Source organism: Citrobacter sp. wls716 (genome assembly GCF_005280975.1).
Lineage (GTDB): Bacteria > Pseudomonadota > Gammaproteobacteria > Enterobacterales > Enterobacteriaceae > Citrobacter > Citrobacter youngae.
This window is the reverse complement of sequence record NZ_SZWX01000035.1, coordinates 139,685-152,363: the sequence shown is the minus strand read 5'-3', so window position 1 is coordinate 152,363 and position 12,679 is coordinate 139,685. Positions and strand designations below refer to the sequence as shown.

The 12,679-nt window shown below is 49.7% G+C and carries 8 protein-coding genes; 7 read left to right on the top strand and 1 reads right to left on the bottom strand.

All coding sequences use genetic code 11. From position 1 onward, the window contains the following. Positions 1 to 295 precede the first annotated feature (295 nt). From FDX24_RS12680 to FDX24_RS12660, 5 genes are all read left to right on the top strand, one after another. The gene (locus FDX24_RS12680; RefSeq protein WP_048213859.1) at positions 296 to 1,927 is read left to right on the top strand and encodes a sensor histidine kinase; all 1,632 of its coding nucleotides are present in this window, start codon (positions 296 to 298) and stop codon (positions 1,925 to 1,927) included. Then, positions 1,924 to 2,643, top strand: coding sequence for a two-component system response regulator DcuR (gene dcuR / locus FDX24_RS12675; RefSeq protein ID WP_048213860.1), 720 nt, complete (start codon positions 1,924 to 1,926; stop codon positions 2,641 to 2,643). Before FDX24_RS12680 ends, dcuR begins: the two co-directional genes overlap by 4 nt. A gap of 753 nt (positions 2,644 to 3,396) precedes the next feature. Further along, entirely contained in the window at positions 3,397 to 4,737 is a 1,341-nt protein-coding gene (gene dcuB / locus FDX24_RS12670; RefSeq protein WP_048213861.1) for an anaerobic C4-dicarboxylate transporter DcuB, read from the top strand. 96 nt (positions 4,738 to 4,833) lie between these two features. Then, positions 4,834 to 6,480, top strand: a complete 1,647-nt coding sequence (gene fumA, locus FDX24_RS12665) for a class I fumarate hydratase FumA (RefSeq protein ID WP_061067059.1) — start codon at positions 4,834 to 4,836, stop codon at positions 6,478 to 6,480. A gap of 147 nt (positions 6,481 to 6,627) precedes the next feature. Beyond that, complete coding sequence (locus FDX24_RS12660) at positions 6,628 to 7,260, top strand: DUF2238 domain-containing protein (RefSeq protein WP_048213863.1); 633 nt, start codon at positions 6,628 to 6,630, stop codon at positions 7,258 to 7,260. A gap of 54 nt (positions 7,261 to 7,314) precedes the next feature. Here the strand turns inward: FDX24_RS12660 and FDX24_RS12655 are convergent, their stop codons facing one another. Continuing rightward, the gene (locus tag FDX24_RS12655; protein WP_137364397.1) at positions 7,315 to 8,670 is read right to left on the bottom strand and encodes an alpha-glucosidase/alpha-galactosidase; all 1,356 of its coding nucleotides are present in this window, start codon (positions 8,668 to 8,670) and stop codon (positions 7,315 to 7,317) included. 268 nt (positions 8,671 to 8,938) lie between these two features. Between FDX24_RS12655 and melR the strand changes: the two genes are divergently transcribed. Together melR and adiA are read left to right on the top strand one after the other, a co-directional pair. Continuing rightward, positions 8,939 to 9,871 carry a transcriptional regulator MelR gene (gene melR, locus FDX24_RS12650; RefSeq protein ID WP_061067057.1) on the top strand — a complete coding sequence of 311 codons (933 nt, stop codon included), beginning with the start codon at positions 8,939 to 8,941 and terminating at the stop codon, positions 9,869 to 9,871. Positions 9,872 to 10,146: 275 nt separating this feature from the next. Continuing rightward, positions 10,147 to 12,414 carry an arginine decarboxylase gene (adiA, locus tag FDX24_RS12645; RefSeq protein ID WP_101742870.1) on the top strand — a complete coding sequence of 756 codons (2,268 nt, stop codon included), beginning with the start codon at positions 10,147 to 10,149 and terminating at the stop codon, positions 12,412 to 12,414. Positions 12,415 to 12,679 lie beyond the last annotated feature (265 nt).

The window sequence follows — 12,679 nt, the reverse complement described above, 5'->3', positions numbered from 1 at the left end:
TTAAATGACAGAAAAATGACTGACTGCTGCAATCCCCAGCAGACCCCCGCCTTATACCCATTTACACACAGAGTTATCCACAAAGCCGTCAATATTTCCTGCATCACATCCCGGAACAAAGAAGAAACCAACATTGAATCCTCTTTTCTATATAGAAAGAAAATAACGGATGCCCATTTTCTACTACATATATAAGAAGGGATGGCGGCGGGAGTGCCCGAATCCCCCTACTACCTTTGAATTACGTACCTCATCGGGCGATAATACCCGCACAAACAGTGATTCCAGGACGGCGATGAGACACCCTCTGCAACGAACGGCTATACGCAAACGCCCGATGAAACTCGGCACAACCGTGATCCTCATGGTCAGCGCGGTACTCTTCTCTGTGCTGCTCGTCGTTCATTTGATTTACTTCTCGCAAATCAGCAACACGACACGTGATGCCTTAGCAGACAAAGCGCTTGCGGTCGCGCGAACGTTGGCAAACTCTCCTGAAATCCGCGAGGGGCTCAAGAAAAAGCCTGAGGACAGCGGCATCCAGGCAATTGCTCAAGCGGTAAATAAGCGCAACGATTTTTTATTCATCGTTGTCACGGATATGAAAAGCATTCGTTATTCGCACCCTGAAGCACAACGTATCGGCCAACCGTTTAAAGGCGACGATATCCTGTTGGCGTTACAGGGCAAAGAGAACGTTGCCATTAATCGCGGCTTTCTGGCTAAAGCGCTACGCGTTTTCACCCCCATTTATGACGATCATCACCAGCAGATTGGGGTTGTGTCGATCGGTCTCGAGTTAAGCAGGGTCACCGAACAGATCAATAACAGCCGCGGCAGTATCTTTTGGTCTATCTTATTTGGCGTTCTGGTTGGGCTACTAGGTACCTGGGTATTGGTGAAGGTTCTCAAACGCATTCTGTTTGGTCTGGAGCCTTATGAAATATCCAACCTGTTCGAACAGCGCCAGGCGATGCTGCACTCTATAAAGGAGGGGGTCATTGCCGTTGATGATAGTGGTGAGGTCACGCTAATAAACCAGGCCGCCCAGGAGCTATTGGATTACCGAAAGTCGCAGGATGATGCCCAACTCTCCACACTCAGCCATGCCTGGTCTCAGGTAGTTGATCTTTCGCAGGTGCTACGTGATGGAACACCACGCCGTGATGAGGAGATCACGGTGAAGGACCGGCTGCTTTTAATCAACACCGTTCCAGTACTCAGCAATGGCAGAATCATCGGGGCAATTTCAACGTTCAGAGACAAGACTGAAGTCCGAAAACTCATGCAACGTCTGGACGGTATGGTTAACTATGCCGATGCACTTCGTGAACGATCCCACGAATTCATGAACAAGTTACACGTGATTCTGGGATTATTGCACCTGAAAAGTTATAAGCAGTTGGAAAATTATATCATTAAGACGGCCAACAATTATCAGGAAGAGATTGGCTCACTGTTAGGCAAAATAAAATCACCGGTGATCGCGGGCTTTTTACTCAGTAAGATTAATCGCACATCTGATTTAGGTCATAGTCTGATCATTAGTAATGAAAGCCAGTTGCCGGAAAATAGTAATGAAGATCAGGTGGCAGTGTTGATCACCGTGCTGGGTAATTTGATTGAAAACGCCCTGGAGGCGCTAGGTCAAGAACCGGGGGGTGAGATCAGCGTATCCTTACATTATCGACACGGCTGGTTGCATTGCGAAGTGAATGACGATGGTCCGGGGATCGCCCCCGAACGCATTGACCACATCTTTGAGAAGGGCGTCTCGTCAAAAGGAACCGAACGAGGCGTCGGTTTAGCACTTGTGAAACAGCAGGTTGAAAACGTTGGCGGCAATATTTCCGTCGAATCCGAACCTGGGGTCTTCACCCAATTTTTTGTACAGTTACCGTGGAATGGTGAGAGGGCCAGCAGATGATCAATGTCTTAATTGTCGATGACGATGCAATGGTAGCGGAGTTAAACCGCCGTTATGTCGCGCAGCTGTCTGGTTTTCATTGCTGCGGAACGGCCTCTACTCTCGAAAAAGCCAAAGAGATCATCTTTCATGGCGAACATCGTATTGACCTGATTCTACTGGATATTTATATGCAGAAAGAAAACGGTCTGGACCTGTTACCCATTCTGCACAGCGAAGGCTGTAAATGTGATGTCATCGTCATCTCCTCCGCCGCCGATGCGACAACCATTAAAGACTCACTCCACTACGGTGTCGTTGATTATCTGATCAAACCATTTCAGGCCTCACGCTTTGAAGAAGCCTTAACCAACTGGCTGCAGAAGAAAACGGATATGGAGAAGCATCAGTACTATGAACAGTCAGAGCTTGACCAACTGATTCATGGTAGCTCTTCCAGCGAGCAGGAAACGCGGCGCTTACCCAAGGGGCTGACACCACAAACGTTACGTACGCTGTGCCAGTGGATTGATGAGCACCAGGACCAGGAATTCTCCACGGATGAACTGGCGAACGAGGTCAATATCTCCCGGGTCTCATGCCGTAAATACCTTATCTGGCTCGTCAATTGTCATATCTTATTTACCAGTATCCATTATGGTGTTACTGGCCGACCGGTTTACCGCTACCGCGTTCAGGCTGAGCATTACTCATTACTTAAACAATACTGCCAATAAAACGCTCCCCCAGGGATTATTCGTTATATAAAAGTAACAATTATTAAAATAATGAAAAATCCCTTTTTGTCCCGCTAAAACAGATAAATAGTGAATTTGCGTTAGATCAAATATATTTGTATCAAACATGTTAAATTCATTATTTTGTTATTGATAAACATCACACTGTTTTTAATTTCAAAATCGCTAACAAAAGTTAATTAAGTATTAACTAACTCACAGAGTGTGTATTTTTACTCCTAAAGGATTAGTCTGAATTTCATCAGACATAAAAATCTAGACTGGTAGCAATGGAGACCATGCTACGTACTATGGACACCGTACATTTTTGTGAGCAAATAAACGTATCCGTACGCCAGACTCATTACCACATGACATGGCGTGACCGCGATCACATAAAGAATACACTCACCTGGTATACCGGTGTTTTACGTAATAGCGGACAATGTAGAACCAACGGTCAGCCCCCGGAAAACCGGTGTAAGCCAGCCCAACTACAGCGTCAGCCGCAGCGCTTCATAACCAGCCCTACTTCCCATCGCCTGAGGATTCTCTCCTCTGATCAATGCCATAGAAAAAAGCTAAATATTTCCAGAAAGTTATAAATACATTCTAGCCAGACATTTAAACATTAATCGCAAATACGGACATATCGAATACTGACCATTTTTTGATGCTTATTCCGGCAAAAAAGAATGTGCCACAGATCCATTTTTCAAAAAATTGACTGGGTTTTTCGCGAGGGTAAATAAAATGTTATTTAGTATACAACTTCTCATAATATTAATATGTTTGTTTTATGGTGCCAGAAAGGGCGGTATCGCGCTGGGTTTGTTAGGCGGTATCGGCCTGGTTATTCTGGTTTTCGTGTTCCATCTCCAGCCGGGTAAACCCCCTGTTGATGTAATGCTGGTTATTATTGCCGTGGTGGCCGCTTCTGCAACCTTGCAAGCCTCCGGCGGTCTTGACGTTATGCTGCAAATTGCTGAAAAGCTGCTGCGTCGTAACCCAAAATACGTTTCTATCGTAGCACCATTTGTTACCTGTACCCTGACTATCCTGTGCGGTACCGGCCACGTGGTGTACACCATTCTGCCGATCATTTATGACGTCGCCATTAAGAACAATATTCGCCCGGAACGCCCAATGGCGGCGAGTTCTATCGGTGCACAGATGGGGATTATCGCCAGTCCGGTTTCTGTAGCCGTTGTCTCGCTGGTTGCGATGCTGGGTAACGTGACATTTGAAGGCAAGCACCTCGAATTCCTCGACCTGCTTGGCATCACCATTCCGTCTACCCTGCTGGGTATCCTGGCTATCGGTATTTTCAGCTGGTTCCGTGGTAAAGATCTGGATAAAGACGAAGAGTTCCAGAAGTTTATTTCCGTACCTGAAAACCATCACTATGTGTATGGCGACACGGCAACACTGTTAGACAAAAAACTGCCGAAAAGTAACTGGCTGGCAATGTGGATCTTCCTCGCTGCCATCGCCGTTGTTGCCGTGCTCGGTGCAGTATCTGAACTGCGCCCTTCTTTTGGTGGCAAACCGCTGTCAATGGTCCTGGTTATCCAGATGTTCATGCTGCTGACTGGCGCATTGATTATCATCTTAACCAAAACGAATCCCGCATCTATCTCAAAAAATGAAGTCTTCCGTTCAGGTATGATCGCGATTGTTGCGGTGTACGGTATTGCCTGGATGGCCGAAACCATGTTCGGTGCGCATATGTCTGAAATTCAGGGCGTACTGGGCGAGATGGTGAAAGAACATCCGTGGGCCTATGCGATCGTCCTGCTGTTAGTCTCCAAGTTTGTAAACTCTCAGGCTGCAGCGCTGGCCGCTATCGTTCCAGTCGCACTGGCTATCGGGGTTGATCCAGCGTACATCGTTGCTTCTGCTCCGGCTTGTTACGGTTACTACATTCTGCCGACCTACCCGAGCGATCTGGCTGCTATTCAGTTTGACCGTTCAGGTACCACCCACATTGGCCGTTTCGTTATCAACCACAGCTTCATTCTGCCTGGTTTGATCGGCGTAAGCGTATCCTGTGTCTTTGGTTGGGTCTTCGCCGCAATGTACGGTTTCCTGTAATCACACTTCGCGTGCCGTCCGCTATGGTGCGGCACGCCACCGTTAAGACGCAGAGAATTTTTAAATTCCTGATAAAAATGAAAAGGCTGGAAGCAAATGTCAAAAGTTGAATTCACTTACCAGGCGGCTTTCCCACTGGGGGAAGACAAAACTGAGTACTACCTGCTGACATCCGATCACGTCAGCGTCGGCGAGTTTGAAGGCGAGTCAATCCTGAAAGTAGCGCCTGAAGCACTTACGCTACTGGCCCAGCAAGCCTTCCACGATGCCTCCTTCATGCTTCGCCCTGAACACCAACAGCAAGTCGCCTCCATACTCCATGATCCTGAAGCCAGCGAAAACGATAAGTATGTTGCGCTGCAATTCCTGAGAAACTCCGAGATTGCCGCCAAAGGCGTATTGCCAACCTGTCAGGATACCGGCACGGCCATTATCATGGGTAAAAAAGGTCAACGTGTCTGGACCGGCGGCGGCGACGAAGCGGCGCTCTCCAGAGGCGTATTTAATACCTATATTGAAGATAACCTGCGCTACTCGCAAAACGCGGCGCTGGATATGTACAAAGAAGTGAATACCGGCACTAACCTGCCTGCGCAAATCGACCTGTACAGCGTGGACGGCGACGAATATAAATTCCTGTGCGTGGCAAAAGGCGGCGGTTCTGCCAACAAAACCTATCTGTATCAGGAAACGAAAGCACTGCTGACTCCCGGCAAACTGAAAAACTTCCTGGTTGAGAAAATGCGTACGCTGGGGACTGCAGCTTGCCCGCCGTACCATATCGCATTTGTAATTGGTGGTACGTCAGCAGAAAGCACCCTCAAAACGGTGAAACTGGCCAGCACACACTACTATGATGCGCTGCCGACTGAAGGTAACGCTCACGGTCAGGCATTTCGCGATCTGCAACTGGAACAAGAACTGCTGGAAGAAGCCCAGAAACTCGGCCTCGGCGCCCAGTTTGGCGGGAAATATTTCGCTCACGACATCCGCGTGATTCGACTGCCTCGCCACGGCGCATCCTGCCCGGTAGGCATGGGCGTTTCCTGCTCCGCAGACCGTAATATTAAGGCCAAGATTAACCGCGAAGGTATCTGGATCGAAAAACTGGAACATAATCCAGGCCAGTACATCCCGGAATCTCTGCGCCAGGCCGGCGAAGGCGAAGTGGTTAAAGTCGACCTTAACCGTCCGATGAAAGAGATCCTTGCCCAGCTTTCTCAGTACCCGGTATCCACCCGTCTGTCGCTGAGCGGTACAATCATTGTGGGTCGCGACATCGCCCACGCGAAGCTGAAAGAACGTATCGAGTCCGGCGAAGGTCTGCCGCAGTACGTGAAAGATCACCCGATCTACTACGCAGGCCCGGCGAAAACGCCGGCAGGTTACCCGTCCGGTTCTTTGGGTCCAACCACTGCGGGTCGTATGGACTCCTATGTTGACCTGCTGCAGTCCCATGGCGGCAGCATGATCATGCTGGCGAAAGGTAACCGCAGCCAACAAGTGACCGACGCCTGCCATAAACACGGCGGCTTCTACTTAGGTAGCATCGGTGGTCCGGCAGCTGTACTGGCGCAACAGAGCATTAAGCATCTGGAATGCGTGGAATACCCAGAGCTGGGAATGGAAGCTATCTGGAAAATCGAAGTTGAAGATTTCCCTGCTTTCATCCTGGTCGATGACAAAGGCAACGATTTCTTCCAGCAAATCGTGAGCAAACAATGCGCTAACTGCGCGAAGTAACCTATTCGGCCCGGCACTGGACTGACACCAAATTTTTGGGGCCAGCCCAGTGATCCCCCCGGGCCAACTTTATCCCCCCATTAACTGGCGTTGAATTTTTGCCGTTCACAGTGAATAGTAATATTTTCCATTACTTGTGAATTCGCCATGCTCCGCACACTGAATCCTGTAATACTGAACACTGGCGCTATAGTGCTGGCGCTGATCCTTATCTACACTGGCTTCTGTGCCACCGAAAAATTGACCTGGCTGATGGAAGTGACTCCGGTCATTATTGTTGTGCCATTGCTGCTCGCCACCATGAAGCGCTACCCGCTGACTCCCATGCTCTACACGCTTATCTTCTTTCATGCCATCATTTTGATGGTTGGCGGCATGTATACCTATGCCAAAGTCCCCATTGGTTTTGAAGTGCAGGCGTGGTTGGATCTCAGTCGCAACCCCTATGACAAACTGGGTCATTTTTTCCAGGGACTGGTGCCAGCGCTGACGGCAAGAGAGATTTTAGTCCGCGGCAATATTGTCCGCGGCCGCAAGATGTTAGCGTTTTTAGTCTGCTGCGTAGCACTGGCAATCAGCGCCACCTATGAGCTCATTGAATGGTGGGCGGCACTGGCGATGGGGCAAGGCGCGGATGACTTCCTGGGTACGCAGGGCGATCCATGGGATACCCAGTCGGATATGTTCTGCGCCCTGCTCGGCGCGCTAACGACAGTGCTTGTACTGGCGCGAGTTCACTGTGCACAGCTGCGTCGCTACGGACTGGTAATCGCCAACTAAATATACATACTGCCGGATGTCGATAACGTTCATCCGGCAGACGCAAGATGGACCTTATTGATGCAACCAGGCCGGCAACCACTCACCGTGCGCGTCAATCAGATCATCCACCAACGCATAAATCTCTTCAATCCCTAATACCGCAGCGGTATGCGGATCCATCATCGCCGCGTGATAAATACGATCGCGATTCTCCGTCAGAATAGCTTCCGTCAGCAGGGTTTGAACATTGATATTCGTTTGCATCATCGCCGCCAAATGAGACGGGAGAGCCCCCACTTTTGTCGGCTGAATACCATTGGCATCAACCAAACAAGCCACCTCGACACAACAACCCTGCGGCAGGTTATCGATCAGGTTGTCGTTACGAACATTGCCATACACCACGCTGGGTTCTCCGGTCCAGATAGCGTTCATGATTGTGCTGGCATATTCCCTTGACGGTTTGATATCAATGCGCGCCGTCGTTTTGTACTCTTCCAGCTCTTTATGCCAGTTCGCCAGTTGCTCTACACAGCGCTTCGGATATTCATCCAGCGGAATCTTATAGCGCTCAATCAGATCTTCACGACCCGGTTTGATAAACCACGGCGTGTATTCAGCAAAGTGTTCCGACGACTCGGTGATGAAATACCCCAATTTTTTGAACATTTCATAACGCACAATGTTCTGGCAGCGAGTATTGCCGTGGATATTCGGTTTCGGGACCTGGCCTGTTGCATAAGCTGCCAGCAGTTCCGGATAGAGATCGACATAGGTCCCATCAGCCGTTTTACGCTCCAGTTGCAGATAAAACGCCATATGGTTGATCCCGGCGCTGCGATAACGCAAAGAAGCAGGATCAATATCCAGATCCCGCGCCAACTCTTCCGCCGTTCCCTGCACCGAATGACATAACCCAACCTGTTTAATATGCGGATAGCGTGCATACATTGCCCAGGTGTTCATCGCCATGGGATTAACATAATTAAGCAGGGTGGCATGCGGGCAGACGTCGGTCATATCCTCGCAAATCTGCCATAAATGCGGAATCGTACGCAGCGCGCGCATAATGCCACCAGGCCCCAATGTGTCGGCTATCGTTTGTTCCAGACCGTGGCGTTTGCACACGGAAAAATCGGTCACGGTACACGGCTCGTAACCGCCAATCTGGAAAGCGACTATTACAAAATCAGCATCCTGCAATGCCGTTTTTTGATCGGTATAGCAAGTGATCTGGCCGCAAGCGCCAGCCGAGTCCATCAGCTTACGCACCACAATATGCGACTCTTCCAGGCGGGCTGCATCGATATCCATTAAAGCAATATGTGCGGATTTCAGCGCATCGCGGTGAAAGACATCTCCGAGAATATTCTTCACGAAAATCGTCGATCCCGCGCCGATAAAAGTAATTTTGGGTGCAGACATCATGACTCTCCAGAACGTGGGGTGATGACGCCATGGTGGCATGAGGACGCAAGAAAAACGTCCGGCTTCTGTACCGAGTACTCCCAGAAACTCAGTTCGCCTTTTCGTTCGGGCGAAAACTGAGTTTCTGGGATAATTTTTGCCGAAAAGCAGAGTATACGGGTTCAAAAAAGCACACTACCCGGTAATGGTGACCTGATTTGCGCGCCGATTCGCAGTCTTATCCGCTGAAAAATGGCATGATTCTGAACAATCAGGAACTGGAGTTACCATGACCACGCCGCCAATCTCAGCGCTTCCCCCCGATCCGCACATGTGTAACAGCGATGAGAAACAAACCCGTAGCCCACTGTCGCTGTACTCGGAATATCAACGTCTCGATATCGAACTACGCGCACCGCACGCCATGACCACCAGCCACTGGCATGGACAGGTGGAGATTAACGTACCGTTCGACGGCGATGTGGAATACCTGATCAATAACGAAGTGGTGCAGATAAAACAGGGCCATATCACCCTGTTTTGGGCCTGTACGCCGCACCAGTTAATACGACCTGGCGCCTGCCAGAACATGGCTATCTTTAATTTACCCATGCACCTGTTTCTCTCCTGGCCGCTGGACCGTGAGCTGATCAACCACGTCACTCATGGCATGGTCATCAAATCACAGGCCTCTCAGCAGTTGAGCACCTTTGAAGTTCAGCGCTGGCAACAGGAGCTAAGCAGCCCGAACGAACAGATTCGCCAGCTTGCCATCGATGAAATTAGCCTGATGCTCAAGCGGTTTAGCCTCTCCGGCTGGCAGCCCGTCCTGGTCAATAAAACCGCGGGCACGCACAAAAACAGCGTTTCACGTCACGCGCAGTTTTACGTGAGTCAAATGCTCAGTTTTATTGCCGACAACTACGATCAGGCACTCACCATCAACGATGTTGCGGAGCACGTGAAGCTCAACCCCAACTATGCAATGGGGATTTTCCAGCGTGTGATGCAACTCACCATGAAGCAGTACATTACCGCGATGCGTATCAACCACGTTCGCGCATTGCTGAGCGACACTGATAAAACCATTCTGGACGTCGCCCTTACCGCCGGATTTCGCTCCAGCAGTCGTTTTTACGATACTTTCAGCAAATTTGTCGGCATGTCACCACAGCAGTACCGCAAACTGAGCCAGCAACATCGACAATCGATAGCCGGATAAGCGTCGGATGGCGCAAACACATGCCCACTGACAGCACACCCCATTCGGCAATATCAGTATCAGCCAAAAAAATAATTCCCCTGTCGATAAACAATGCTGAAAAATTGCCTTCGATGAATATTAATTATTTGTTTATAAAGGAATAAAAACAAAATACGCTCATTTATCAGCCACTTTACAGCCCAATTTGTCAGGATAATACTTGCCTGCGTCACATTCATACGGTGTGTCTGCAATCCATAAATTGCAACCTCTCCACTACCGGGTAAAAGATGATGAAAGTATTAATTGTTGAAAGTGAGTTTCTGCATCAGGACACCTGGGTTGGTAGCGCTGTTGAGCGTCTGGCAGATGCCTTAAGTCGCCAAAATGTTACCGTCATTAAATCCACCTCATTCGACGATGGTTATGCCATCCTCGCGGCAAATGAAGCCATTGATTGCCTGATGTTCAGCTATCAAATGGAACAACAAGATGAACACCTGAATGTCAGGCAATTGATCGGCAAGCTCCACGAACGCCAGCAAAACGTCCCCGTTTTCCTGCTGGGCGATCGGGAAAAAGCCACCGCATCGCTGGATCGCGATCTGCTGGAGCTTGTCGATGAATTCGCCTGGATTCTTGAAGATACCGCTGACTTTATCGCCGGGCGCGCCGTTGCTGCGATGACCCGTTACCGCCAACAGCTGTTACCACCGCTGTTCAGCGCGCTGATGAAATACAGTGACATTCACGAATATTCCTGGGCAGCCCCTGGTCACCAGGGCGGCGTGGGATTTACTAAAACGCCGGCCGGTCGTTTCTATCATGACTACTACGGTGAAAACCTATTCCGTAGCGACATGGGTATTGAACGCGCATCACTGGGTTCACTGCTTGACCATACTGGCGCGTTTGGTGAAAGCGAAAAATATGCCGCACGTGTCTTCGGCGCTGACCACTCATGGTCCGTGGTGGTCGGTACTTCTGGCTCTAACCGCACCATCATGCAGGCATGCATGACTGATAACGATGTGGTAGTGCTGGACCGTAACTGCCATAAATCCATTGAACAAGGGCTCATTCTTACCGGGGCAAAACCGGTGTACATGGTACCAAGCCGCAACCGCTACGGCATTATCGGGCCTATCTACCCGCAGGAAATGCAGCCCGAAACATTGCAGAGAAAAATCAGCGAAAGCCCACTGACAAAAGATAAAACCGGACAGAAACCGTCATATAGCGTTGTAACCAACTGCACCTATGACGGCGTCTGCTACAACGCAAAAGAGGCGCAAGACCTGCTAGCCCAGACCAGCGATCGCATTCATTTCGATGAAGCCTGGTACGGCTATGCGCGTTTCAACCCGATTTATGCCGATCACTACGCTATGCGTGGTGCACCTGGCGACCATAACGGCCCCACCGTTTTTGCCACCCACTCGACCCATAAGTTGCTGAATGCGCTCTCTCAGGCATCTTACATTCACGTCCGTGAAGGCCGTGGCGCGGTTAATTTCTCCCGCTTTAACCAGGCGTACATGATGCACGCCACCACGTCTCCGCTGTATGCCATCTGTGCATCAAACGACGTGGCAGTTTCCATGATGGACGGTAACAGTGGCCTGTCGCTCACCCAGGAAGTGATCGATGAAGCCGTCGATTTCCGTCAGGCGATGGCACGGTTGTACAAAGAATTCACGGCTGAGGGCGACTGGTTCTTCAAACCGTGGAACAAAGAGGTGGTTACCGATCCGCAGACCGGAAAAACCTATGACTTTGCCGATGCGCCAACCCAACTCCTGACGACCGACCAGAACTGCTGGGTAATGCGCCCCGGTGAATCCTGGCATGGGTTTAAAGACCTGCCAGATAACTGGAGCATGCTGGACCCCATTAAAGTCAGTATTCTGGCGCCAGGTATGGGTGATGATGGTGAACTGGAACAGACCGGTGTTCCGGCGGCGCTGGTTACCGCCTGGCTTAGCCGCCACGGCATCGTACCGACCCGTACCACCGATTTCCAGATTATGTTCTTGTTCTCAATGGGGATCACCCGTGGTAAATGGGGCACACTGATAAACACACTGTGCTCTTTCAAACACCACTATGATGCCAATACTCCGCTCTCACAGGTGATGCCGGAACTGGTAGAGGAACATCCTGACACTTACGCAAATATGGGTATTCACGATCTGGGCGACACCATGTTCGCCTGGCTGAAAGAAAATAACCCAGGTAGCCGACTCAATGCGGCCTACTCTGGCCTGCCTGTTGCTGAAATGACCCCGCGTGAAGCCTATAACGCGATAGTCAGCGATAACGTTGAGATGGTGGCGATTGAAAATCTGCCGGGTCGTATCGCAGCCAACTCCGTCATTCCTTACCCACCGGGAATTCCAATGCTGCTGTCCGGGGAAAACTTTGGCGATGCCAACAGCCCGCAGATTAGTTATCTACGTTCGTTGCAATCCTGGGATCATCATTTTCCTGGCTTTGAACATGAAACCGAAGGAACGGAAATTATTGACGGTGTGTATCACGTCATGTGCGTGAAAGCCTAATGTCGTTTTTTAGATAGTCTATTTTTTATAAGGTTGACGTGTGATGGTTGAGTAATTCCTGAGTATTGCTGCAAAACAATAACATTGTCATACCTTTTGCGCGGGACCACCCCGCGCTTTTTTTATACGCAAATAGTACGTTGCCACTTGCGTAAAAAATTATGTACATGCCAAGAATCCCTACAGATATTGTAATTACTAAAAATCACGCTATTTTATCGCTTGTCTTGATTCATCATACAATTTTTTTTAGCCGCGATTACTC

Excerpts from the sequence above, each read along its gene's own strand:
- FDX24_RS12680 (WP_048213859.1), top strand. The coding sequence starts at position 296 with ATGAGACACCCTCTGCAACGAACGGCTATACGCAAACGCCCGATGAAA.
- dcuR (WP_048213860.1), top strand. The coding sequence starts at position 1,924 with ATGATCAATGTCTTAATTGTCGATGACGATGCAATGGTAGCGGAGTTA.
- dcuB (WP_048213861.1), top strand. The coding sequence starts at position 3,397 with ATGTTATTTAGTATACAACTTCTCATAATATTAATATGTTTGTTTTAT.
- fumA (WP_061067059.1), top strand. The coding sequence starts at position 4,834 with ATGTCAAAAGTTGAATTCACTTACCAGGCGGCTTTCCCACTGGGGGAA.
- FDX24_RS12660 (WP_048213863.1), top strand. The coding sequence starts at position 6,628 with ATGCTCCGCACACTGAATCCTGTAATACTGAACACTGGCGCTATAGTG.
- FDX24_RS12655 (WP_137364397.1), bottom strand. The coding sequence starts at position 8,670 with ATGATGTCTGCACCCAAAATTACTTTTATCGGCGCGGGATCGACGATT.
- melR (WP_061067057.1), top strand. The coding sequence starts at position 8,939 with ATGACCACGCCGCCAATCTCAGCGCTTCCCCCCGATCCGCACATGTGT.
- adiA (WP_101742870.1), top strand. The coding sequence starts at position 10,147 with ATGAAAGTATTAATTGTTGAAAGTGAGTTTCTGCATCAGGACACCTGG.